The 22011-nt window shown below is 52.0% G+C and carries 28 protein-coding genes; 17 read left to right on the plus strand and 11 right to left on the minus strand.

Annotation, left to right across the window (positions count from 1 at the left end; all coding sequences use genetic code 11):
- Nucleotides 1–10: 10 nt before the first annotated feature.
- A complete protein-coding gene (gene ppcA / locus BWM17_RS01885) occupies nt 11–1501 on the minus strand; it encodes a phosphoenolpyruvate carboxylase (protein WP_309492190.1) in 1491 nt (496 codons plus the stop codon).
- A gap of 246 nt (nt 1502–1747) precedes the next feature.
- Here ppcA and BWM17_RS01890 point away from each other — a divergent pair, with 246 nt between their 5' ends.
- The 7 genes from BWM17_RS01890 (at nt 1748) to BWM17_RS01920 (ending at nt 5478) form a co-directional block, all read left to right on the plus strand.
- Nucleotides 1748–2404, plus strand: coding sequence for a cobalamin B12-binding domain-containing protein (locus BWM17_RS01890; RefSeq protein WP_309492191.1), 657 nt, complete (start codon nt 1748–1750; stop codon nt 2402–2404).
- Between the two features lie 357 nt (nt 2405–2761).
- Nucleotides 2762–3055, plus strand: a complete 294-nt coding sequence (locus tag BWM17_RS01895) for an OB-fold nucleic acid binding domain-containing protein (RefSeq protein WP_309492192.1) — start codon at nt 2762–2764, stop codon at nt 3053–3055.
- A gap of 46 nt (nt 3056–3101) precedes the next feature.
- Nucleotides 3102–3332 (plus strand): TRAM domain-containing protein, encoded by a 231-nt coding sequence (locus BWM17_RS01900; protein ID WP_309492194.1) that lies wholly within the window; start codon nt 3102–3104, stop codon nt 3330–3332.
- Between the two features lie 97 nt (nt 3333–3429).
- Nucleotides 3430–4098 (plus strand): endonuclease V, encoded by a 669-nt coding sequence (locus BWM17_RS01905; protein ID WP_309492195.1) that lies wholly within the window; start codon nt 3430–3432, stop codon nt 4096–4098.
- A gap of 62 nt (nt 4099–4160) precedes the next feature.
- Nucleotides 4161–4862 (plus strand): DUF120 domain-containing protein, encoded by a 702-nt coding sequence (locus BWM17_RS01910; RefSeq protein ID WP_309492196.1) that lies wholly within the window; start codon nt 4161–4163, stop codon nt 4860–4862.
- Between the two features lie 90 nt (nt 4863–4952).
- A complete protein-coding gene (locus BWM17_RS01915; protein WP_309492382.1) occupies nt 4953–5135 on the plus strand; it encodes a hypothetical protein in 183 nt (60 codons plus the stop codon).
- 49 nt (nt 5136–5184) lie between these two features.
- Nucleotides 5185–5478 (plus strand): MoaD/ThiS family protein, encoded by a 294-nt coding sequence (locus BWM17_RS01920; protein ID WP_309492197.1) that lies wholly within the window; start codon nt 5185–5187, stop codon nt 5476–5478.
- Between the two features lie 355 nt (nt 5479–5833).
- Here the strand turns inward: BWM17_RS01920 and BWM17_RS01925 are convergent, their stop codons facing one another.
- Nucleotides 5834–6652: a hypothetical protein gene (locus tag BWM17_RS01925; protein ID WP_309492198.1), complete on the minus strand. Its 819-nt coding sequence runs from the start codon at nt 6650–6652 to the stop codon at nt 5834–5836.
- A gap of 166 nt (nt 6653–6818) precedes the next feature.
- On the opposite strand from BWM17_RS01925, the gene BWM17_RS01930 reads away from it, so the two are divergent.
- The gene (locus BWM17_RS01930) at nt 6819–7244 is read left to right on the plus strand and encodes a pyridoxamine 5'-phosphate oxidase family protein (RefSeq protein ID WP_309492199.1); all 426 of its coding nucleotides are present in this window, start codon (nt 6819–6821) and stop codon (nt 7242–7244) included.
- 27 nt (nt 7245–7271) lie between these two features.
- Here the strand turns inward: BWM17_RS01930 and BWM17_RS01935 are convergent, their stop codons facing one another.
- Genes BWM17_RS01935 through BWM17_RS01955 form a run of 5 tightly spaced genes read right to left on the minus strand, consistent with a single transcriptional unit; the run spans nt 7272 to nt 11434 of the window.
- Nucleotides 7272–7550, minus strand: a complete 279-nt coding sequence (locus tag BWM17_RS01935) for a hypothetical protein (protein WP_309492200.1) — start codon at nt 7548–7550, stop codon at nt 7272–7274.
- A gap of 2 nt (nt 7551–7552) precedes the next feature.
- Nucleotides 7553–8551 carry a hypothetical protein gene (locus BWM17_RS01940; RefSeq protein WP_309492202.1) on the minus strand — a complete coding sequence of 333 codons (999 nt, stop codon included), beginning with the start codon at nt 8549–8551 and terminating at the stop codon, nt 7553–7555.
- Between the two features lie 43 nt (nt 8552–8594).
- Nucleotides 8595–9704, minus strand: a complete 1110-nt coding sequence (locus BWM17_RS01945) for an NDP-sugar synthase (RefSeq protein WP_309492203.1) — start codon at nt 9702–9704, stop codon at nt 8595–8597.
- A gap of 33 nt (nt 9705–9737) precedes the next feature.
- Nucleotides 9738–10844, minus strand: a complete 1107-nt coding sequence (locus BWM17_RS01950; protein WP_309492204.1) for a phosphotransferase — start codon at nt 10842–10844, stop codon at nt 9738–9740.
- Nucleotides 10841–11434, minus strand: coding sequence for an adenylyl-sulfate kinase (locus tag BWM17_RS01955; RefSeq protein WP_309492384.1), 594 nt, complete (start codon nt 11432–11434; stop codon nt 10841–10843). Before BWM17_RS01955 ends, BWM17_RS01950 begins: the two co-directional genes overlap by 4 nt.
- A gap of 125 nt (nt 11435–11559) precedes the next feature.
- Here BWM17_RS01955 and BWM17_RS01960 point away from each other — a divergent pair, with 125 nt between their 5' ends.
- A complete protein-coding gene (locus BWM17_RS01960) occupies nt 11560–12180 on the plus strand; it encodes a hypothetical protein (RefSeq protein ID WP_309492205.1) in 621 nt (206 codons plus the stop codon).
- A gap of 5 nt (nt 12181–12185) precedes the next feature.
- On the plus strand, nt 12186–12878 hold the full coding sequence (gene rpiA, locus BWM17_RS01965) for a ribose 5-phosphate isomerase A (RefSeq protein WP_309492385.1): 693 nt from the start codon (nt 12186–12188) through the stop codon (nt 12876–12878).
- A gap of 10 nt (nt 12879–12888) precedes the next feature.
- Here rpiA and BWM17_RS01970 read toward each other — a convergent pair whose 3' ends face one another.
- Together BWM17_RS01970 and BWM17_RS01975 are read right to left on the minus strand one after the other, a co-directional pair.
- Nucleotides 12889–13575 (minus strand): ZIP family metal transporter, encoded by a 687-nt coding sequence (locus BWM17_RS01970; protein ID WP_309492206.1) that lies wholly within the window; start codon nt 13573–13575, stop codon nt 12889–12891.
- A 76-nt stretch (nt 13576–13651) separates the two neighbouring features.
- Nucleotides 13652–14566 (minus strand): NAD(P)/FAD-dependent oxidoreductase, encoded by a 915-nt coding sequence (locus BWM17_RS01975; protein ID WP_309492208.1) that lies wholly within the window; start codon nt 14564–14566, stop codon nt 13652–13654.
- Nucleotides 14567–14648: 82 nt separating this feature from the next.
- On the opposite strand from BWM17_RS01975, the gene BWM17_RS01980 reads away from it, so the two are divergent.
- The 6 genes from BWM17_RS01980 to BWM17_RS02005 all read left to right on the plus strand — a co-directional run bounded on the left by BWM17_RS01980 (nt 14649) and on the right by BWM17_RS02005 (nt 18724).
- A complete protein-coding gene (locus tag BWM17_RS01980; RefSeq protein ID WP_309492209.1) occupies nt 14649–15443 on the plus strand; it encodes a translation initiation factor IF-6 in 795 nt (264 codons plus the stop codon).
- A 39-nt stretch (nt 15444–15482) separates the two neighbouring features.
- Nucleotides 15483–15938 (plus strand): Holliday junction resolvase Hjc, encoded by a 456-nt coding sequence (gene hjc, locus BWM17_RS01985; protein WP_309492210.1) that lies wholly within the window; start codon nt 15483–15485, stop codon nt 15936–15938.
- A gap of 35 nt (nt 15939–15973) precedes the next feature.
- Nucleotides 15974–17050 (plus strand): RNA 3'-terminal phosphate cyclase, encoded by a 1077-nt coding sequence (gene rtcA / locus BWM17_RS01990; protein WP_309492386.1) that lies wholly within the window; start codon nt 15974–15976, stop codon nt 17048–17050.
- 19 nt (nt 17051–17069) lie between these two features.
- Entirely contained in the window at nt 17070–17654 is a 585-nt protein-coding gene (locus tag BWM17_RS01995; protein WP_309492387.1) for an MGMT family protein, read from the plus strand.
- A gap of 95 nt (nt 17655–17749) precedes the next feature.
- Nucleotides 17750–17965: a hypothetical protein gene (locus BWM17_RS02000; RefSeq protein ID WP_309492212.1), complete on the plus strand. Its 216-nt coding sequence runs from the start codon at nt 17750–17752 to the stop codon at nt 17963–17965.
- A gap of 129 nt (nt 17966–18094) precedes the next feature.
- Complete coding sequence (locus BWM17_RS02005) at nt 18095–18724, plus strand: hypothetical protein (protein ID WP_309492213.1); 630 nt, start codon at nt 18095–18097, stop codon at nt 18722–18724.
- Nucleotides 18725–18780: 56 nt separating this feature from the next.
- Here BWM17_RS02005 and BWM17_RS02010 read toward each other — a convergent pair whose 3' ends face one another.
- Nucleotides 18781–20064, minus strand: coding sequence for a cobalamin-binding protein (locus BWM17_RS02010; protein WP_309492214.1), 1284 nt, complete (start codon nt 20062–20064; stop codon nt 18781–18783).
- A gap of 191 nt (nt 20065–20255) precedes the next feature.
- Between BWM17_RS02010 and BWM17_RS02015 the strand changes: the two genes are divergently transcribed.
- On the plus strand, nt 20256–21590 hold the full coding sequence (locus BWM17_RS02015) for a helix-turn-helix domain-containing protein (protein ID WP_309492215.1): 1335 nt from the start codon (nt 20256–20258) through the stop codon (nt 21588–21590).
- A 33-nt stretch (nt 21591–21623) separates the two neighbouring features.
- Here BWM17_RS02015 and BWM17_RS02020 read toward each other — a convergent pair whose 3' ends face one another.
- Complete coding sequence (locus BWM17_RS02020; protein ID WP_309492216.1) at nt 21624–21821, minus strand: hypothetical protein; 198 nt, start codon at nt 21819–21821, stop codon at nt 21624–21626.
- Between the last annotated feature and the right edge of the window lie 190 nt (nt 21822–22011).

Raw genomic sequence — 22011 nt, forward strand, 5'->3', positions numbered from 1 at the left:
GTTTAAAACTCTATCCTAGGCTTTTTCTCAGCAGCCCTAAGTGGATTATCAGCTTCCTAGAACCTTCAGCCACGCTTGAATTAGGCCCTTTTAGTAAGGCGGCCAGATAGGGTTCCAAGAGAAGGAGGAAAGTCGTATAGTTTTCATCAGGCTCTATCTCAAGTTTGAGTATCCGCTTGGTTTTTTCCACATCTTTTTCCAGAAGCCGGGAAACATGACTTCCTATGAACTTTGATGCCACTTTAAAATTCAAAAACTTGCCAGCTTTCTTCAAGTCGGAGGTTAAGCCGAGATAGTGTTCTCTTAAAAACTGAAGCTGCTTGGAGGTCAGTTTCTCCAAGAAGGCTCCGACGCCTAAGAATTCGGGGGGAAGACCTATGGTGTAGAATGCTGCTGTGGTTTTTATGACTCGGGGAAGAAGGTAAGGCTTGTGCTCGTTTAAAGTTCTTCCATATTTGACGTCGGAATCTATCGACAGCCTATCTCTCTGGTTAGGGATAAATTTAGAAATTCTCACGATTATATCCATGAGCTTCGCGAGATGTTTCCGGTAGGACCTAGTTGCCAGTTGGATCATCTTCACCATACTTTCCACATCCTTTTCATCGAATATTGTAGGTTGAGTTTTGGGAATTTCAGCTCGGAGATGCCTGATCAACCGCTTGACTTTTTCCTTAGGATAGTCGTATCTCAAAGCTGACTGCACGGTTACAGTTTTGATGCCGCTGTATTCTTTCAAAAAGTTCTCGATGTTCTCAGGTGTAAGGTGTCCTCTGAAAGGTAGGCTTCCGACGCCCAGAATCGGGTAAATGGGGACGTTTAAATCTTCTGATGATAGACCCAGCTTGCTTAAGGCTATTTTAGCTGCGAGAACAGCAGCTACTAAGCCGCACATCATGGCTGGGTCTGACCTGCCTATGAAAACCCTTAACCTTTCAGGTTTTCCAGCTTTATTGACGTAAGCCTTTACAGTTCTATCGATGTTGAGCAGTGCAGAAACGGATTCGAACAGAGGTATGATGCTCATGTCTTCAGGTTTGAGTTTGGCTCCCAGCTCGTTCTTAGCCAAGCTTATTGCCTGATTCATTCTACTTTTAGCGCCCAGCAGTTCACCGACATCCTTTGTCATAGGGTGAATTATCTCGATTACCGCCGGGCTGTCAAGTGTATTCTGGGTCAGATAGTTAGCTTCGATCGCCGCCATTACGGACATGATCTGACGGAAAGCTGTTTCCTCCCTTGCACTGGGCATTCTCGGGGTTACGAAAATGTCTCTACCCGGCTTCAGTTTGCTTTCCACAGCCTTGAGAACTATCTGCGACACCTGATGGTACGGTGTGAGTTTACCTTCATAGTCAACCTTGTATTCGTCGCAGTGGAGTCTCTCCCTATAGCCGTTGAGAAAAGCCTCCAACGCCTCATCGACTTCCTCCTGTACGGGAACGTATTTTTTGGCAGAATCGGGATGCTGGGTTGCCATTACCGTTGGTACGCCGCCCATCTGCGAAAACCTTACCGAGAATGGAAAAAGGCCTTCTACATAAGTCTTCTCTTCAAAGCTGAAAACATCCAAACCTTGACGGTCAAGGCGCCTCGAATTTTCATCTGCAAGTATTCTCATAAACACAATATGCTTTCCTCATGGTTCATGTTGACTGTTTCGAGTTGAATTGGAGACAGAGGCCTATTCCATTTGTGTATCTGTGGAGGAATAGAATTTATAGGCTCATGTCCAAAGATGATAGGTATGGTCCGGGTTCTCAAGGCCGTCTACGATTCTATACTGAATCTCGAGGTAGAGGACATAGCTTCCTTAGTCCAGAAGGCATTAGATGAGGGAATAAGCGTCCCTCAAATTCTAGACAAGATGACGGAGGCCATGAGAACAGTTGGCAGAAAATTTGAGAACATGGAATATTTTCTCGCAGACCTTCTCATGGCGGCGGAAGCCTTCAAGCAAGGTTTCCAGATACTGAAACCTCATCTTCAAACTTTCCGACGCTCAGAGCCTTTGGCGACCGTGGTCATCGGCACGGTGAAGGGGGACATCCACGACATCGGCAAGAACATGGTGTCCACCATGCTCACCGTGGAAGGCTTCCAGGTGATGGACTTGGGTGTGGACATCCCGGCTGAAAAATTTGTGGAAGAAACTGAAAAAACTGGTGCTGAAATCCTAGCTCTGTCCGCCTTGCTTTCCACATCCCTGAAAAGCATCGAAGAAGTTATAGGGCTTCTGGAGGAAAAAAATCTGAAGGGCAAGGTTAAAGTCATCCTAGGCGGCACAGCTGTGACAAGGGATTTTGCTAGACAGGTTCACGCCGCCTATGCAGAGGATGCTGTTCAAGCCGTGGAGATGTGCAAAAAGCTGGCAGGAAAAGTTTTCCTTCAACCTAAAACTTAATATGAGATGCTGATGAAATAATTAACGATCGAGTTAACCGGACGGGTAAGTTAAAGTAGCCTCAGGCTGCTTAGCTTTTCTCCAACGGTTTAAGCTCGAAAAAGGAAAAGGCTTTTTCGCCTTGAAAGCAGCGAAAGAAAAGAGATAAGTCAAACCGTAAGGAAACGAAATCCGAGTCGAAGTCTATGTTTTATCAACAGATAAGTTTTGGTGACACGCTTTCTTTGAAAGAGCACAGTTTAACCAGGTTTCCGAGGTTTTCTGCTGCCACTCTTCGCTTCCATTTGAAGCAAGCCAAGTTGGAAGAATTGAAACCTGTCTGGTTGCGGATGCGAAAGAAAGGGGGTGAAACGTTCATTGAAAATATCTGAGCTGCATGTGGGCATGAGGTCCGTGAACATTCAAGGTAAAGTCTTGGAGATATCGGAGCCTAGGACGGTGATTTCGAGGATAACCAACAGGCCCAACCGCGTCGCCACAGCGGTTTTGGCAGACGAGTCAGGGAAGATCAACTTGGCTCTCTGGAATGAACAGATAGACTCTGTTAAACTTGAAGACGACGTTCAGATTGAAAACGGCTACGTCTCCGAATTTCGGGGAATAAAGCAGCTTAACATAGGGCGCTATGGAAGCCTTAAGGTTTTGCCTTAATATTTCCTGAAAACTGTTCACACTCATCAGCAGGAGGGAAAAATGTATGGGTTATGAAAGAAGGTCGACCTACTCGGGTCGAGGCTTTAGGCCCTACCCTGTCGAAGTTGGCAAGGAATACGATGTGGACATCATGGAAACCAGCCGACGGGGAGAGGGAATAGCCCGAATCCAAGGCTTCGTGGTGTTCGTTCCTGAAACGAAGCCCGGTGACCACGTCAAGATCAAGGTGACCCGAATAGGTCGAAGATGCGCAAACGCCGAAGTAGTAGGATGAAAATCAGCGTCCACGAAACTCGGCTTGAGATTTTCCGCAGCCGTAAAGGCTTGCAGTAGATGAGAGGCTTCATCCTAAGGTTCCAGGTTAGTTAGGCTTGGACACCTCCAAGATCGAAAAGAGGCCTCTTCCGGAACACCATCGAGGCTTCAACCTCTCTAAAGCTCGGAAAATTCAAGAAACCTTAGCAAAACGGGTGGAAATCAGACCTCTCCCTCTCACGGAGGTGAAACTGGTGGGGGGAGTGGACGTGTCCTACATGGAAGACCGCGCCAAAGCCGCTGCGGTGGTTTTAGATTTTCAGACCATGGAACAGAGGGAGGCTAAAATTTCATGGACTCGGGTGGCGTTTCCTTACATTCCAACCTTCCTAGCTTTCAGGGAGGCTCCACCTATTGTTCAGGCCGTGCAAAAGCTTGAAAACCGCCCCCATCTTCTGCTGGTGGACGGTCATGGTGTTGCTCATCCTTTGGGCTGCGGGCTGGCTTCTCACGTGGGTGTTCTTCTGAAAATTCCCACGGTCGGAGTGGCCAAAAGGCTGCTATGCGGGGAAGTTGGAGAATTTGAGGGGAGGCGGGCGCCGATTTTTTTAGGCGGGAAAATTGTGGGTATGGCTTTGGCTCCTAAGCCGGGAAAAAAGCTCCTCTACGTTAGTGTGGGAAACCTGATAACGTTGGACGAAGCGGTGGATGCTGTTTTCCGATGTATCAGGGAGCACGTTCAACCGGAACCCTTGAAGATAGCTCACCAGCTATCTCGGGTCTGAAAAATCGTTCTTATTAATATTTATAGGTAGGTACCTCTTAAGGAGTTGAAAAGGGTTGAACTTTGATCGAGCCCCGGCAGTGGTTTCTCCTGTTAAAGCTGGCGGAACTGGGAGGTCTTAAAAGGCAGATTTTCACCACAACCAGCAGCCTTGCCAAAGAGCTCCTTTGCTCCCAGCAGACGGCTTCTAGGTGGTTGAGGGAACTCTCTCAAAAAGGTCTGATTGAAAGGAAAATCAACCTTCGAGGAGAGTATTTGAGTCTTACAAAAAAGGGAAGAGACGAGTTGATGGCTGTTCATGCAGCCCTAGCCGCCTTGCTAAGGCCTTCCAAGGTGGAGGCCCTCCGTTTGGCTGGTAGAATTTTCACCGGCATCGGCGAGGGAGCCTACTACATTACCAGAAATGGTTATGAAAAGCAGTTCATCGCCAAACTGGGCTATAAGCCGTATCCCGGAACCGTCAACCTGCGGCTTTCAGGAAGCCACGACTTGGCTGTCAGAAGGGAGATAGAAGTTCTCCCTAGCATTCTTATTGAAGGTTTCAGCAACGGTGTCCGAACTTATGGGACCTTAAGGTGCATACCCGTCTTGGTCGACGGCAAAATTAAAGGCCACGTAATCCTCATCCAGAGGACCCATTATGATAATTCCGTGGTGGAGGTCATCGCCCCCATATGCATCCGAGAAGCCTTAAAGCTTAAAGACGGCGACCTAGTCCGGCTGGAAATTCCGCTTCCCCAGCTTCAGCCTGCGCTCCGAAGCTGAAACAATCCTCTTTAAGGCTTATATAAGCTTCCCTGCTCAAAACCAGTAGGTTGGTTCAGCTTTGGGAGGACGTCAACCCTGCCTAAAGAGATAAAGGACGTGGAGGAGTTCCTGAAGCTTTCAGCCAAAGCTGAAGTCTGCTTCCTCAAGAGGTCTGAAGATGGAGTGAAGCTCAAACTTCGAACCTCCAAGTATCTCTACACTCTCAAAACGGATGAAAAGCACGTGGAAGAAGTGAAAAAGAAAATAAAATGCCGTGTAGAGGAAATTTAAACAAAAAGTCAGCCCGCCGAATGTTTCCTCCGAGAGGGTGGAAAGGGGAATGAAGGTTAAAGTCGAATTCGTAGGATTCCTGAAGAACTTAGCAGGCCTTCAGCAGACAGAGCTCAGCCTCGACCGGGAGTCGTGTCAAAAACTTTCCTTGCTCATAGACCTTCTGGAGAAAAAGTTTGGAAAAAACTTGGGCGTAAACTTGGTGGAAAGAAGACCCGACGGAGTAAGGCTTCTCCCCTTAGTTCTGAAGAACGGTGTAGAGGTAAGCGCCCTCCAAGGATTAAACACGCCGGTGGAGGAGGGGGACTCCTTGGTTTTCGTGCCCGTTTCCCATGGAGGATAAAAATTCAGAGATACCCTCCTCCACCGGAATGTTTCCCACCAACCATCCCTAAGTGGTGTTTCTTTTCCGATGCGGAATGCGGCTGGGGGAGGATTTAAAATTCAAGCTTTCTCATATATTCGGTAAACCCCATGCTTCCCCATCAGAGGCAAGTTCTGCCTAAGGAGTTGGAGGAGCCTCCGCTGCTATGATGAACCAATAAGCCGGACAGAAGGCTTGAATAGACGGCGGAGGAGACCTACCCTAACCTCCAACTCGGGTAGAAGGACTGCAGGCGGGCTGTTGGGCGGAGAAACGTCAAGGCCTCTTTTGGCGAGGCGTCTGACTGCCTCCAGTTCGTCTGGAAAAGGCAGCCTTATCCCAGCTTGTAAGAAAGGATGAGGATCGCTGAGAACACGGCCAAAAACATGGACTCCCTCAGCCCAACCCTGAGGACGGCGGAGGTGTAAGTTTTTCTTCTCCCAACTCTCACCAACCTCGCCGAGAAAACCGAAAAAGCCAAAATCGTAAAGGGGGGAATGAGACGTGCTGCTGTCAGAAAGCCTGCTACTCCCAAGGAAAGGACATGTTGCAAGATCGAAAGCCAGTAGGCGGTCATCCTTTTTGGCTTGGACTTCGCTGAATCTGTTTTGAGCTCAGCAAATTCTACCTTCATTTCCGACAATAAAGTTCGGATGTAACTGTTGGTTGGAAAGTGGTAGAGGAGAAGAGTCAGCCACAGCATCCAAGCGGTTAAGTCGAAGCTGCCGGTCATGATGTAGTAGCCGGCGGGCGCTGCCAGTGTTAAACCTGCGATTCCAAGGTACTCTCCCCCCACACGAGACCCAAACCTGTACTGAGCTAGGGGAGGAAGGATGACTAGGAGGAAGGCAACTCCGCCCAAGGGTATGAGAAACACCAAGCTGTACAAATGCACCAGCATGGCTAGGGTTAAAACTGAGACTCCTGAAACCACGGTAAACCAGCGGAAGGAGCCTCGCGTCCCCTCGGGCCTCACCCAGTCTTCGAACAGACGCTCAGCCACCAGGGCCAGAAAAGTTCCTGCGAAAAACAGTAGTAGCTTTCCCAAGTCAAAAAATTGACTGATCCCAACCCCGGTGAGGGAGGTGATAAGCCAGATTACCACAATCCCTCTTTGGGTGGGTCTGATCCTCCGCCAAAAGGCCGGACTCATGGTTATGGCTTGTTAAGATTTTAAAGTAAGCTTTATCCTTTTGAGGATAAGAGGACGTATTTTTCGATGAAAAAGCATCCCTTATAGGAGTTAATCTTGGGGCTGATTACTATAATTTTTTATATATTTACTATTTATTATAGAAAACTCTTGAGGGTAGGTTCAAATGTCGGAGGAGGAAATACGCAGGGTAATGGAGGAGATTCTCCAAGGCTGTAAGGTTTGCACCCTAGCCACCGAAAGCGGTGGAAAACCTTGGGCTACAACCATGTTCTTCGCGGTGAAGGGGACGAATTTTTACTGCATAGTTGAAAATCGCGGCCACGGTATGGCGAATCTTAAAAAGAACCCTCACGTGGCGTTGGCTATAGACAACAGAGTTCCGGATAGGTTTGTTCAAGCGGCAGGTACAGCTGAGGTGGTGGAAGGCGAGGAGGAAGCAGAAGGGAGAAAGCTTGTGCTGGACAGGGTGCCCGAGTATCGGCCTTTCTTCGAAATGGTCACCACCTCGCTGGTTAGAATAGTTCCGAAGGAAATCCATGTCACCGACGTTCCCCGAGGATGGTTTCCCGCGAAAGTCCTGAGGCTTTAGATCAGAAGGCCGGAAGACTCGCCGAATTTACTGGGAGAACCGCTGTTTTCCACGCTTTTCCTCTCCCAGAGAAAGCTCATACCAGAAGAGGGCGTGGAAGAATCTTCGGAAAAAAATCAGGATCACCGCCAAGGTGAAGAGAACCCCTAACCATACGAGGATGTCGGAGGTTAAGGCTCCCAGCTCTCCGGAGGTCCATGTCTTCACCAGAGGCATGTAGAGCTCAGCCAGCAGCCAAGCTGCCTCCAAGCATAGAACCCAGAATAGGACCACGGCCGCATACAGTTTCCAGAATTTCCCCAGCAAGTCTAACCCCCCAACATGAAAAGGGCGGTTGCCAAGGCGAGAGCTCCTGTGAGCAGGTTTAAAGCCATGAACCCCCTTACAACTTCTTCCTCCCTCAGAGGCTGAGAAGCCACCATCAGCCTAGTCAAGGTTACCGGAGCCTGCCTGCTGGGGCTGGCTGCGATCCGAGGGCCCGCCACTAGAAGGGTGGGGCGCTCTTTTATCCCCCGACGCTCCACCAGCCTCCCCAAGCTGGAGAGAATGAGGGAGCCGTTGATGAGAGCTGGGAGGAGGACGATGAGGGTTAAAACCTCCAAGCGGCCGATGATGGCTGCCGCGGCGAAGGCAGCCCCCACTGCTAGGCTTCCTCCATCTCCGGGGAAAACCTCAGCTGGGTAGCGGTTATGCCGGTAGAAGCCGTAGGTGCAGGCTGCGAGAAGACCGAGGAGGAAGGCTGTTTCCCACTGGCTGAAAAGCACGGCGATGAGGGTGAGGAAGAGGGCGGAGATGGTGGAGGTTCCTGCCATCGACCCGTTTAGGACGTCCAGCATGTTCACCGAGTTCGCCAGCACCGTGACCAGCAGAGGCATGAAAATGAAAGGATAGATGAGGGTAAGCCTTAACCCGCCCACAAAGGGAAGCACCGGGTAGGGCGTGTACATTCCCAGAATCAGGAGGGGAAGCGCGGCCAAGGTCACAGCAGCCACCTTCTCCAAGGGGCTCAAAGGCCTCAGCCAGTCGTCCACAACGCCCACCACCGCAGCCACGACCACCGTAGAAAGAAAGGCCGCCGCGGTCAGGCTGAACTCAGGGTTGAGGGCTGTGAAAAAACCCATGCCCACCGCCAAGCCGACGACGATGGTCACCCCGCCCATCTCAGGGATAAGCGGCCTGTCCGGCTTGTGGACATCCCTGCCGCAGATGCCCTTCCTCAACATGAGGCGGGCCCAAGGCTCGGTCAGCCTTTCCACAGCCAGAAAACCTAGGAGGAGGCTGAGGGCTGCCGTGAACGCGGGAAGCACCGGGAAGCTTATGGTTTTTTTCCTCCGACGTTTTCGAAGCCGGTTAGGCTAAAATTCTAGGGCCTATGAGGCTTATGCCTACTTCCTTGTGGGGGCAGATGGAAACCTTTCTAACCAATTTCAGGGCGTCGGCTACAAAAGCGTGGTCTCCGATGACGGTTTGGTCTCGGATTTTAACTCCTCTCCCTATCACGGCTCCTTCCCCCACAACCGAATCTTGTATAAGGCTGCGGGCTCCTACTTCAGCCCTGTCGAAGACGACGGCTTTCTTTATTTTGCATCTTTCCCCCACGTGTACACCGTTGCCTAGGACCGCATAGGGGCCTACCACCGCTCCGGCTGCTATTTTCGCTTTCTCCCCAACCCAGACAGGGGGGCGAAGCTGTGCTTCCCGAGCCACTTTGGCGCCTCTGCCGATCTCCAGTCTACCTTCAGCTCTAAGCTCCAAGACCTTGAAGTTAACCGCCATAAAGTCCTCGATCTTACCTATGTCGCTCCAGAGGCCTTCATGCTTGAATCCGTAGAGTTTTCCCTCCTCAGCCAGCCGGGGGAACAGTTCTCTTTCTAGAGAGAATCTCCTCTCCTCCAGCCTCCGGAAGATCTTGCGGTCTGTAAGGTAGATTCCAGCGTTTATCAGCCCCTTTCTCTTTCCCCCGCGAGGTTTTTCCCTAAACTTCAAGATTCTCCCCTTTCCATCTACTTCCACAACTCCATAGCGGCTGACGTCTTTCACCTCTCGAAGCGTCAGAGTCATTACAGCGTCATACTCTTCCATGTGGCGGCGGTGTGCCTCCCTCAGAGCTGCAAAATCCACATCAGACCAGATGTCGCCGTTGAGGATGAGCAAGGGCTCCCCCGGCTTGAGTTTTAAGATTTTTTCCGCCAGCTTTATGGGGCCGCCTGTGCCGAGGGCTCTCGGCTCCTTGGAGTACAAAATCCTCAAACCGTACTTGCGCCTACCGAGGAAAGCCTGTAAGGCTGCGGCCATGTAGTTCACGGCCAAGACGACTTCGGAAACCCCTGCCTTAGAAAGGTTTTCCAGCGTCCAGTCGAGGGCGGGGCGGTTGAGGATGGGAAACAAAAGTTTAGGCCTAGTGCAGCTTAAAGGCCTCAGCCTGGTTCCCGGGCCTCCTGCGAGGATTATCGCCTTCATGGCTTGACACCTGAGGTTGAGTTGGGCTGGCTGTTAGGTTTCCAGATACTGGTTTACATCCTTCCAGTCCAACCTGTCAGTGGACAATATGTTATGGAGGAAGTTTATGAGTTTTCGCCGCACTTCAAAGCTGAGGGTCGGATACCATTTAGGGCTTGCCAAAACCAACGCCCTCCAAGCGTAGAAAGGCTGAACGACCTCCAACAGCTCCTCGTCTCCTGTCTTGTCGAGGTAGTTTTTCATGAAGGCTTCGAACAGTTTCTGGAAGGGCCCTGCTAGTTTTCCGTGGGATTGAAGGGAGTAGAAGATGTAGTTCACCGTCATGCAGGACACGTCGTCGCCGGCTTCCCCCCACTCCCCCCGGCTTCGATCTAGCACCGTGAAGTCTACACCTTCCCTGAAGAGGACGTTCCAGGGGTGGAAGTCTCCGTGCACTTGGCAGAGGCGGTGAACTCGGTCTTTGAGTTTCCACCTCCAGTCCACGCATGTTTTCTCTATTCGGTGAAGCTCCTCGCGGCTGATGAACCTCTCCTCCGGAGGGTAGTTGTCGATGAGGCCCATGATGCATTCCCCATGCCCTAGGAGGTCGCGGATCCTCCGCGTGTAAAGGCTGGGCATATCGTTTTTCCTGAAGGAGTGAATTTTCACCAGATAGTCGGAGAGAGCCAGACAGCGGTCCAAGTCCAGCGGGCGGAGGTTCCCCCTGCTGGAAACCTCGTCCAAGTCCCAGTGATACTCCTTTCCCTCCACTTTTTCCAAGAGGATGAAGAATTCGCCGCAGGAGCCTAGGGAAGCCATGGTGCCGTCTTCCCGCACAGCGCCTAGGTCAAGGGATTTAACATGCCCCTCCAGCCTGTTGTAGGTTTTATGAGCTAGGATGAGGTTCTGAGCCCTGTCGCTGAGGTACTCGTGGCCGAAGCTGTCCTGCCTCATGGTCTGAAGCACGACGCTGCGTTTTTCCCCACGGACTTGAAACTCGATGAGATAGGATTTCCCGTAGCCGAAACCCTTGAGCTCCAAGAAGGGCTCGGAAACTTTAGCCCTTTCCACCCCCAGTTCTTCCACGTGGGTTATTCTGGCTTCTCCTCGGTAAAGGGAGGCCAAGTAGTTTTGGAGTTCAGCTAAACTGAGGCTTGTCATGTTGTTCCTCCTCTTCTGGAAACATTCCGCCTTTTCCCGGCTTGAACTCCAAACCTGCCCGCTAAAGCTTTAAGGATTTTTTCAGCAGCCTGCCGAGGGGACACGGCGTCCGTTTCTACGATCACCTCAGGCTTGTGGGGTTCCTCGTAGGGAGCACCCATGCCGGGAATGGTTCCGCTCAGATTTTTGAAGGCTTTTTCGTAGATTTTTTTAGGGGCTCCGAAGGTTTTCCCTCGGCTTTCCTCCCTCCGGATGCAGGTGGGTAGAGGACATTTCAAATAGACTTCCATGAACTTCTTAATTTCCCTGCGAGCCTTATCCCTGTAGCTTCTTCTGTTTCCCGTGGCGTCGATGATTATGTTTGTTCCCCCCTCCGTCAGCTGCTTAGCCATGAAGACTAGGACATTGTAGACCATCTTCCGCTCTTTCTCCGTGTAGGTTGGTTTGGGGGTTAAGATTTTCCGAAGCCTATCAGAGGATAGGATTTGAACAGGAACCTTCTTTTCGCGTAGTTTACGCGCCACTAGTCGGGCTAGAGTGGACTTTCCCGACCCCGGTAAACCTGTGAGCCAAACAGCCCAGCCTTTCATTTTCAACCATCCGTAAAGTTTGCGGATTTTTCACTCAGCCTAAATCACAATTATTAAATGGCTTAAAGGGTTAAATCTTTAATTGTAAGAAGTTTCCTAAATCAAGATTAGAAGCTCTGGAAAGGATGTTCATGATCTTCTGGCGACGTAAGGAGAAGAAAGAAACAGAGCCTCCGAAAAGCCTTTCCACAGAGGTCCCTCCAGTTTTGAAGGTTGAGAGAAGCTTCACCCCCGAAGACATCGAAAAAGCCAAAAGCGAACTCAGACTCTCCACCGTGGAGAAAGACATTCTCGGTGAAACTGTAACCCATCTTTACGAGGCCGCGGCGGAAGGGAAGATCACTCCTGAAGAAAGAGACCGCCTCATCTCAAAGTACAAGGACCAGCTGGCCATGTTGGACTCCATCGTCGAACGCAACCAGCGGATCATCAGCCTTCACGAACTGGAAGAAACCCGCGCCGAGCTTGCTAAAATGTTCCATGATAAATTCATGGAGGTCAACACCAAGATCGAAGAGTTCCGGAGAAAACTTGGACTGAAGACCAAGGAAACCGTAGAGCTAAAGCTAGCCCCAAAGGTTGAAAGAGAAGCCAAACCGTCTCCCCCGGAAAAGGTTTCTCCACCAACCCCCACACCCGCTCCCCCGCCGAGGAAGCGGACGAAAGCCGACGAGGAACTGGAAAAGCTGAGGGAAGACCTCCAAAAGGAACTGGAAAAACTGGAGCAGATTGAGCTGGAGGCCTGACCTAGATTCCCTCTTGGCGGGAGAAGGCGAAAAAGAGAGCTGCAGAAGAAGCGGTTAAACTCGTGAAAGACGGGTTTGTTGTAGGGCTGGGAAGCGGCAACACCGTCGCCCACGCCATAGCTGAACTCGGGCGGAGGGTGAGAGTTGAGGGGCTACAGGTTTCAACCGTCCCCACCTCCTACCAAGTCTTCTTCGCAGCCATCAAAGAAGGGTTGAAGGTCACTTCCCTAGACGCTCACCCCCAGCTCGACCTAGCCATCGACGGAGCTGACGAGATCGATGGAAAGCTGAACTTGGTGAAGGGAGGCGGGGCCGCGCTCGCTCGGGAGAAGATGGTAGCCTTTTCAGCGAAAAGATATGTCATCATAGCCGATGAAACCAAGCTGGTGAAAAAACTGGGCTCCACCCATCCTCTGCCCGTGGAAATTCTACCCTTCGCCGCCTCGGTAACCTTAGAGAGGATTAAAAAACTCTGGAAGAAAGCTGAAATCCGGGAAGGCGGGGGAAAAGTGGGGCCCCTCATCACCGACAACGGAAACTTCATCGTAGACGTCCACTGCGGCCCCTTGAAAGACCCTGAGAAGGCCGATGGAATGTTGAAGGCTATCCCCGGTGTGGTGGAAACAGGACTATTTCTTAAGCTGGCGGATGTTGCCTACGTAGGCGACAGGGAAGGCCGGGTTAGAAAGTTAGCTTAGGTCCTTTCAGCTAGGTCCATATTCCCAAGGCGGTGATGAGAAGGCCGCCCAGCAACACGGAGAGGATAACTTTGAGGTTGAATTTCTCATGGGCTTCAGGCAGCAGGTCGCTGGCTCCGATGTAGATGAAGGTGCCGGCTGCGAAGGCGAGGATATGCTCAAACACAGCTTCAGGGATCAGAAAAGAAAGCAAAGCCCCCAGAGGAGTGAACATGGCAGCCAGAAACAAGGCTATCAGTATCTTAGAGCCGCGGTATTTGGCTTTCATGATCACCGCCATGGAAAGCCCTTGGGGTAGCTCATGGGTTGCAACCGCTAGGGCTACTGTAACTCCCAGTATGGGGCTGAGGATGGAGCCTACGGCTATTCCCGCACCGTCGACAACGTTGTCCAAGGTTAAACCGCTCACCGGAAGCCATCCCACGTGGTGAAATTTGTAGGGGCATTCCCTCTCTTGGCAGGCGTGGATGATGGTTAACTTTTCAAAGAAGTAAAGGAAGAAAAAGCCCAGCCCAGCCGCCCAAAGGCTTCCTTTCACCTCGGGGAGCATGACCAAGAGGGCTGTGGAGATCAGAACCCCCGCGGAGAACCCCGCTAGGTATCGGAGGTCCACGTTCTTCAGCCCAGTGTAAAGGGCCAAAGCCCCTCCTAGGATGGTGGCTGCGCCGGCGATGAGGGCTAAAATAAGAAATATCAACGGTAAGCTCGCCTATCAATAGGGCATTAGAAGAAAGTGGGTTTTTTAAGGCTTTTCGAAGAGGCTCCCTTTTGCCTCATCCGCCTTTGAGGTAGCGGTAGGCGTTTACCGCCGCGGTTATGCCTTCCCCCACGGCAACGCCTACCTGGCGTACGTTCCCCGTCACGTCTCCCGCGGCATATACAGCTTTGAGGCTGGTTTCCTGCTTCCGGTTGACGAGGATGAACCCTTCACCGTCAACCCGAACTCCTGCTTTCTCCGCCAACTTGCTTTGGGGAGCTTCGCCCACGTAAATGAATACGCCGTCCACGGGAAGAGCTGCCTCTTCCCCTGTTAGGCTGTTGGCCAGTTGAACACGGGCTACATGCCCGTTTCCTTCTATTGATTTGACTAAAGTGTCCCAAAGAATCTCTACGCCGCTTTCCTCCAACCTCTCTCGGAGGACAGCGTCCGCCCTAAGCTGGCTTCTTCGGTGCACGAGGTAAACTTTTTTCGCTAAATCCTTAAGGTGAAGCGCCCCGGACACAGCGGAGTTTCCTCCGCCCACCACCATGACAGTTTTATCCTTGAAGAAGGGGCCGTCGCAGGTGGCACAGTAGCTGACGCCTTTGCCTTTGAATTTTTCTTCACCGGGGACTCCCAGTTTTTTGGGAGCGCATCCAGTGGCGATGATCACCGCCCGGCAGGAGTAAAGGTTCCTGTCGGTTTTCACCTTCTTCTCCTCCCCGTGGAGGACCAGTTCCAAGACTGTTTCCGGGGCGTGGATTTTCGCCCCATACTTTGCAGCTTGCCTATGCAGCCTGTCCATGAGTTCGAGGCCGGTCACGGGTTCGACGCCGGGATAGTTTTCTATCAAAGCGGCTTCCGTAGCCAGTCCGCCTAGTATTTCCCCTACGACAAGCGTGTTCAACCCCATTCTCGCCCCGTAGAGTCCAGCTGCCAAGCCGGCGGGGCCTGCTCCGACGATGATGAGCTCGAAGTTTTCGGCCAAAATTTCCCCCTCAGCCTCGAAAGGCTTCCGCCATGATTTTCATCTGATGTAAAGGCTTATAAAATATGATAGAATGAAGGTAATGTCGGAAAGTCTAAGTTCAGGTATGCACGCAGCCGAGGTCAGTCTTGAGAAAAGCTCTGCTGGTGAATGGTTAATTTTGGCTATAATCCGCTACAGCATCTTCGGAAGCCCTAACATCGGCATCTATTCTCTGGCCACCGACAAGTTCGTCATGCTTCCCGCCGGAGTTTCGGCCAGAAAAATTGAGAGGGCTGAAAAGGTTCTAAAGGTTAAGGCTGTAAGCCTGGATTTAGGCTACTCTAAACTGATAGGAATCCTCGCAGCCGCCAATTCCCACGGCATAATCCTACCTCACTACATTTCCGACGAGGAAGTCAGCTTCATCCGGAAACAGTTGGACGTGAGGGTCGACAGGCTTAACAGCAAGCATACATCCCTGGGAAACCTGATCCTAGCTAACGACCGCGGCGCGGTGGTAGCGCCTCTCTTCAGCCGAAGGGAGGTGAGGAGAATCGAAGAAACCTTAGCCGTTGACGCTGCCTCCAGCCCGCTGGTAGGTCTGCCTCTTCCCGGCTCCTTGGCCGTCGCAACCAACCAAGGGGCTCTCGTTCACCCTGAAGCCTCGGAGGAGGAGAAGAAATTGCTGTCAGAAGTCCTGAAGGTTCCGGTAAGCGTGGGAACCATCAACGGAGGTGTAACCTTCCTGAGCAGCGGCATCCTTATCAACAGCCATGGGGCGCTGGTGGGTGCTTTCACCACAGGCCCTGAACTCATGGGCATTTCAGCTATCCTCCCCTCCAAAGCTCGAAGTCGAACTCGGGATTCCTCTAAGCCCTTGAATAGGAAGAGTTAAGAATTTTCCTTCTTATCGTATCTTGGGATTCGAAGGGAAGTGTCTGAAAGGAAACCTACCCAAGTAGGCTGGATTCCGATGGGGCGGGGAATAGGAAGCGAAAGGGAGCTTGTCCGTAAACTCGACGGCCTCGGGTTCGCCGTCCTCCGAGCTCCTGCTTCCGGCTCCCGAACGAAGCTGGACCGCCCTGACATCCTAGCCGGCCGGAAGGGTTTCTGCCTTGCCTTGGAAGTGAAGACCACAGCGAAAAGTATCCTATACGTTGAGAAGGCGTCTGTAGCCCAGTTGCTCCGGTTCTCCGAGAGATTCGGCGCCAAGGCCATGCTTGCTGTGAAGTTTAAACATAAAGGGAAGGGGTGGCTTCTCCTCGAACCCGGGAAACTCCCCTCCACCAGGAAAGGCTACAGAATAGCCTTCAAAGAAGCCTTAAAAACGGGTAAAAGCTTGGAATCCCTTGTCGCCCACAAGCTTGAAACCTACCTTCAGCCTTCTTGAAAAACCCAAACAGGTGAAGAGAAAACTTGGAGTTCGTGGAAATCGACGGCAGCATGCTGGAGGGAGGCGGGCAAATCCTCCGGGTTTCCGCAGCCCTCTCCGCCCTCACAGGTCGGGCTGCCCGAATTTTCAACATCAGGGCTAAGCGGAACCCTCCGGGCCTTCGCCTTCAGCATATCGCAGCCCTAAAGTCTGTGGCTTCCGTGGCGGAAGCTGAGGTGGAAGGCCTAAACCTCGGCTCCTCGGAGGTCAGGTTCAACCCCAAAACCTTGAGGGGAGGGGAGTTCCTCTTCCAGATCGGAAGCGCTGGAAGCACCATGCTCATCCTCCAAGCGTTGGCTCCGGTGGCAGCCTACGCTCCGAAGACCATGTTCGCCGAGATCCACGGGGGAACCAACAACAAGTGGGCGCCTCCCGTCGAATACGTGCAGCAGGTTCTTTTCCCAACCTTGGAAAAGATAGGCTTCCGGGGCAGTGTTGCGCTGGTGAGAAGAGGCTTCTACCCACGAGGAGGCGGCGTGGTCAGGGCTAGGCTGAATCCGGCTCGAAGGCTGACGGCCGTTGACTTCACAGATTTCTCCAAGGTTTCCCAGATTCGGGGACTGGCCTACGTCTGCCGCCTCCCCGGCCACATCGCCTCTAGGATGGCTAAAACCGCCTTGGAAATGCTTAGGGACGCCGGGTATGCCGACGTGGACATTCAGGTGGAGGTTCTTCAGGATGGGGATGGCGCCTGCGCGGTGAGCCCCGGCTGCGGCCTGTTTTTGGTGGCGGAGCTTCAAAACGGCTTGAAGATAGCTGCGGACAGTTTGGGGGAGAGGGGGAAACCTTCGGAGAAAGTGGGCGCTGAGGCTGCTGAAGCCCTTCTAAGCCAGCTGGGAACCAAGGCGCCTGTGGACACGCATCTAGCAGACCAGCTTATCGTCTGGTTGAGTCTAGCTCAAGGTGTTTCAAGGCTTAAAGTCTGCAAGCTCACTCTTCACGCGTTGACCTCCATGGAAGTCTGCAAGCTTTTCGTAGGGGCGGGCTTCAAGGTGGAGGGAAAGCTGGGGGAAACCGCCAACATAACCTGCGAAGGAGTAGGCTGGAAGAACAGGTTTCTCGAACCCTAAGGAGCCGTTTGGAGCTGTGATGCGCATTTACAGCCTCCGAAAAGAAGGCGCATGGTTCTGCGTAGGCATGGAGGAGGACGACTCTGTTTCCTTCTCCAGTTTCTCCCCCAAAAGTTTAAACCACGCCCTCCAAGCTTACGGGGGCTTCCCGGGCGAAGGCTGGAAGGTGGAAGAGAAACCTTCTCCGGAGGCGAAGGAAATCTTGGAAGCCCTAGCCGAAGCCTACATGGGGAGGGAGACCAACGTGAAGCCTCCCCTCGCCTTGGGAAGGCTGTCCCCCTTCACGAGGAGGGTTCTGGAAGCCGTGCGGGAGGTTCCCCGAGGCTTCACCGCCACCTATCGGGGCGTAGCTGAAGCTGTGGGGGTTCCTAGGGGAGCCAGAGCCGTGGGGAACGCTGTGGCCGGAAACCCGTTCTCCCTTCTCGTTCCCTGCCACCGCATCATAAAGTCAGACCTCACCCTAGGCCGCTACGGTTTAGGCGCCTCCGTCAAGTTGATGCTGCTGAAGCGGGAAGGCGTAAAGATTTACCTCAGCCCCTCCAGCCGAAAACTCCGGGTCGACGTGCAGCACGTCTTAAAAAAAGGAACCCGGCGGCTGGCATAGGCGGGAAGTCTCGCCCAAAAAACCTATGCTCATATATGCCACTTTTTCACATTCACCTCCAGCCGAGCTCTAGTCTTGACTCAGCTTAGGTCACGTTGCCTAAACCCGGTGATACGTTTGATGGGGCATTAGTTTTTTCGTTTTTCAGTGCAAAAAAGTATATATTCAACGGCAGCGAGGTTTCGGAGGGTTCTTCCCTGAAGTGCGCTTGGTGTGGAAGCGTTCTCAGCAAAAATTCCGCCTACTATCCTAGGTCGATGAAAGAACCTGTCTGCCGAAGCTGCTACCGGAAATATGGAGAAGACTACTGAGCTTCGGTGATGCTGCGGGAAGGCGGGGACGATAGCTATCAGTTTCGTTGGAAAGAATTATGGCACTTATTTATGAGTAATAACTTATTAATAGTACTCCAGATATAAGCCTTCTCGGCTGGAACTATGATGCGCAAGCCGAATATCGTAGGCATTGCAGGCGCAGCTGTGCTGGCAGCCTTATCTGTGACCTTACAGCTTCTACCTCCCCTTTTCCTAACCCCTTGGTTCATGAGAATAGACTTCGTGGCGGTGCCTTGGATTTTGGCCTGGATCTTCTTCGGATTTAGGCCGGCGGCCCTCAGCCTCCTCATAAGCGTCCCCTTGGTGGGGCTTCTCGGCCCCTTCGCTGGAGGCTGGGTGGGAGCCATCATGAAATCCGCAGCCAGCGTGTGGATGATCGCCGTGCCAGCCGGCTTCGCCTGCAAGTTCGGAGTTAACCGTCTGCTTCACAGCAAATGGCTTTACGCTTTGGTGGGCCTTGTGGCTGTAGCCGTACGGGATTTGGCCACCATCCTTTTCAACCTGTATTTCGCCATTCCCGTCTTCTTCGGGATGACCGTCCGCCAGGTGGTGGAGTTTTTCTCCAACCCTGTTTTCCAGAGCTTTGTAGGCCTCTCCCTAGGGGCGGCTGGGATAACGGCTGTAGCCGTGGAGATAGCCTTCTGGAACTCCGTTCAAGGCTTCATCGACCTCTATGTGGCCTTAGCCTTAGGTTTAGCCGTCCTCCGCAGGCTGAAGATAAGGCCGGCCTCTTGAGCGCCAATCCGCCTCGGTTTTCGCTGAGTATTTTTGGCTAACCTGAGCCTCCGAGCTTACCGCTGCCACCACATGAAGATGGGCGGTAAAACTATCAGGTCCACAGGTTCACTTACGCTCGTTGCATAGGCCGGGTCATCTGGAACGAAGATGATGTAAACCTTCAGCGTAAGCCACAGCCTTTCGGAAGGTAGCTGCCAGTTAAAGGAGTAGTTGCCGTTTTCCACCCTGATGTCGCGGAGGATGATGTCGTACTCTGGGCCTCGGCCTGAGTAAGCTACGAAGATGATGGACCCGTTTACTGCGGGCTCCACCGAGCCCACGGTCTCTAGGCTTGCACCAGCTTCAACAATAGGCAGTTTCATGGCAAAGGGCAGAGGAACCACCGGTAAGTCTAAATTCATCGTCACCAAGGTGGGCCGCTGAGTCTGTATGACTATTTCCGGGTGAAGGATAGAGGCCAAAGTGTAGAGGCCGTTCACTATCCGGGGCCCCGGCCTTAGGAAAAGGTCCTCGTCCACCACGTAGATTCGCTCATTTCGCACAGCGTCGATGATGTCCCACCCCGGCCTGCTCTTGACATCGTTCGGGGACACTCCTCCGGCTGAGTGAGATTGGAGGATGATGAACTCGGGGTTGCGGTCGATGATGGTTTCGCTGCTCACAACCGGGTACTGGGAAAGGGCGTCGTGGAAAATGTTACTCCCACCTGCCTTGGTTATGATCTCGTCCACCCACGTGTCGGGGCCGAAGCTCATGAAGGGGTCATGCCAAAGCTCAAAATAGACCCGGGGCGTGTAATCCGCCTCAGCGGCTACAATGTCTTCAACCCGGGAAACTTGGTCCATCATCTCCTGCGCCACCCTGTTTCCTCCTTCCACGTTTCCCGTGGCCGTTCCCACTAAGATGGCGTTCTGGATTACATCGTCGATGCTTTTGGGGTCTAGGGCGATCACCGCATAGCCTAGGTCGCTGAGTTCCTCAACGTAGGGCAGCTGAACTCCGGCGGTGGCGAGGATGAGGTCCGGCTCCAAGCCGATGACCGCCTCGATGCTGATGGAGCCGAAGCCTCCCACGGTAGGTAAGCCCACAGCTTCAGGAGGATAATCCGAGTAGGTGTCCACCCCCACAACCTGAGGCCCCGCGCCCACCGCGAAGAGAAGCTCCGTGTTGCTGGGGGCCAAGGAAACGATTCTTTGAGGAGGATAAGGATCAATCGTCACCGACCTCCCCAAATTGTCCACCACGGTAATCGAGTCAGCCGAAGCGGAAGGAACAACCCCGCCCGCCAAGGAAGCCAAAAGCAAAACCAAGACGAAATAGGTAAGGACTGCCCTCATACGCATTCCCTCTTAATGATATATGGATGGTTAATCCATCCTTATATATTTAACGCACCAAAACCGGCAACGGCAGTCAGTTTTTTACCCTCTTTTCTCTTCAGTCGATTTTTGATTAAACTTTAAATTTAGCCGCTGTGAAACGAAATATGCGCAATTATATCTACTGGATGATTAAAAGGTAGGCTGCGTTGGAGTTCGAAGTTTTGAAGAAGGTTTACGAGTTAACCCAATTTGGGTTAACGCTCCTTCAGGCTAAGGTTTACGTTGGGCTTCTTCAGCTCGGCAAGTCTTCTGCAAGTCAGATAGCGAAGACGGTGAACATGCACAAGGCGGAGGCCTACCGGGTTTTGAGAGAGTTGGAGAAGTTGGAGTTGGCGGAGGCTTCGTTAGGCCGTCCGATAACATTCCAGCCTGTCCATCCCCGAAAGGCGCTTACAAGGCTTCTCTCTCAGCTTTCTTCAAAAATGAAGAGCTTGAGCGCGAAGAAGAGGGAGCTGAGCTTATGGTTATCTTCCATTCCCAAAAGAAGCGTAGTGGAGGAGAAAGAGCATGTTAGGTTTGAATTGATTTCGGAGCAAGCTGGCAACAAGAGAATAGCCTCCATGCTGAAGCGTGCAAAAAAGGAGTTTCTCTTCGTTACGCCGGTTGAACTTTTGGGAACCTACATTTCCATGTTAGACGGCGCAACGCTTAGAGGACTTATGCGAAGGGGAGTGAAGGTTAAGGGTATTTTAGAGGTAAAACAGTTCACTGACAGATTTTTAAACCATCTCATGGGATTGGTTAAACGCTACCAGAGAGTGGTTGACCTCAGACATTCTGACGACCTAGCCTCCCGCCTCACAATTTGCGACGGCAAAGAGCTGTTGGTCGGCGCTCAGGTTAAGCCTGGGATGGGAGAGCGTTTTGACCTCTGGACTAACAGTCCGAGTTACATTGCCATAACGAAGAGGTTCTTTGATGAAATGTGGGTTGACTCCGTACCCATGGGTGAAAGAGTTCAGGAGCTCAAGACAGGGGAACCTAGGGAGCTTTTCACCGTCATCAAAAACTTTGGAGCTTTCAGGGATAAAGCTCTTGAAATGATGAACAGGGCTGAAAAGGAAATGTTGTTCATCTCCGGCGTCCGAGGTTGGCGTCAGGTAGCCCAAGCTGGTTTGGTGGAAGCATTCACCAAAACCTTAAAAAGAGGTGTGAAGGCCAAGGGCATCGTCGAGGTGGAGGAAGAAAACTTGAAGGATGTTAAGAAGCTTCGCAAATACTGCGAACTACGGCATCTGAGCCACCTCAACACTCGGATCTTCGTCGTTGACGGGGAAGAAATGACCTACGGCTATGCGACAGAAAAGTGGACCCGCATCTGGACGAACAGCAAATCGTTCGTTGCCGCTGCCAAAGAACACTTCCAACGGCTATGGGAAATATCGTCCAATGTCGACGCTAGGATTTCCGAGCTGGAAACGGCTTCGTTGAAGAATCCTAGTCTAGCCCAATGGATGCAGGCGGCGTCTTTCCCTGTGTAATCTGTTTTGCTTGAGGCTATTTTTCCTACATGTTCATGTATAGGCGTGGATTATCTTGCCAGGGAAGTTCTCCGGAGAACTTCCCTTAGAGTTTTGGTTGGTGGAGCTTACGTAGATTTCCTTAACCTCATGTTTTTCTTTCAGTAGCTTCCTTATGATTTCACCTATTTCCGCGGGGGCCCCGAAACATTCGAACTGCATACCTTTAACCTTAAATTTTAACTTAATCATGGTTATAGGCCCCTTAAACAGGGAATCAAAAGAAAGCTGCTTTTTCTATTAAAGATTAGTAAGTTATATTCCAACTTTATTTATAGGTAAATAAAGAGGCTGCCTATCTTTCAGCACCACCCAACCGGTGGAAAAGGCTGAATGCTGAAATTCTTGACGGCTCCCCGGGCTAAAGTTTATCCCTGAGCCC

The organism is Candidatus Hecatella orcuttiae (assembly GCF_002009985.1).
Lineage (GTDB): Archaea > Thermoproteota > Bathyarchaeia > Hecatellales > Hecatellaceae > Hecatella > Hecatella orcuttiae.

Excerpts from the sequence above, each read along its gene's own strand:
- ppcA (WP_309492190.1), bottom strand. The coding sequence starts at position 1,501 with ATGGGCGGCGTACCAACGGTAATGGCAACCCAGCATCCCGATTCTGCC.
- BWM17_RS01890 (WP_309492191.1), top strand. The coding sequence starts at position 1,748 with ATGGTCCGGGTTCTCAAGGCCGTCTACGATTCTATACTGAATCTCGAG.
- BWM17_RS01900 (WP_309492194.1), top strand. The coding sequence starts at position 3,102 with ATGGGTTATGAAAGAAGGTCGACCTACTCGGGTCGAGGCTTTAGGCCC.
- BWM17_RS01920 (WP_309492197.1), top strand. The coding sequence starts at position 5,185 with ATGAAGGTTAAAGTCGAATTCGTAGGATTCCTGAAGAACTTAGCAGGC.
- BWM17_RS01925 (WP_309492198.1), bottom strand. The coding sequence starts at position 6,652 with ATGAGTCCGGCCTTTTGGCGGAGGATCAGACCCACCCAAAGAGGGATT.
- BWM17_RS01930 (WP_309492199.1), top strand. The coding sequence starts at position 6,819 with ATGTCGGAGGAGGAAATACGCAGGGTAATGGAGGAGATTCTCCAAGGC.
- BWM17_RS01945 (WP_309492203.1), bottom strand. The coding sequence starts at position 9,704 with ATGAAGGCGATAATCCTCGCAGGAGGCCCGGGAACCAGGCTGAGGCCT.
- BWM17_RS01950 (WP_309492204.1), bottom strand. The coding sequence starts at position 10,844 with ATGACAAGCCTCAGTTTAGCTGAACTCCAAAACTACTTGGCCTCCCTT.
- BWM17_RS01955 (WP_309492384.1), bottom strand. The coding sequence starts at position 11,434 with ATGAAAGGCTGGGCTGTTTGGCTCACAGGTTTACCGGGGTCGGGAAAG.
- BWM17_RS01960 (WP_309492205.1), top strand. The coding sequence starts at position 11,560 with ATGTTCATGATCTTCTGGCGACGTAAGGAGAAGAAAGAAACAGAGCCT.
- BWM17_RS01980 (WP_309492209.1), top strand. The coding sequence starts at position 14,649 with ATGTCGGAAAGTCTAAGTTCAGGTATGCACGCAGCCGAGGTCAGTCTT.
- BWM17_RS01995 (WP_309492387.1), top strand. The coding sequence starts at position 17,070 with ATGCGCATTTACAGCCTCCGAAAAGAAGGCGCATGGTTCTGCGTAGGC.
- BWM17_RS02005 (WP_309492213.1), top strand. The coding sequence starts at position 18,095 with ATGCGCAAGCCGAATATCGTAGGCATTGCAGGCGCAGCTGTGCTGGCA.
- BWM17_RS02010 (WP_309492214.1), bottom strand. The coding sequence starts at position 20,064 with ATGAGGGCAGTCCTTACCTATTTCGTCTTGGTTTTGCTTTTGGCTTCC.
- BWM17_RS02020 (WP_309492216.1), bottom strand. The coding sequence starts at position 21,821 with ATGATTAAGTTAAAATTTAAGGTTAAAGGTATGCAGTTCGAATGTTTC.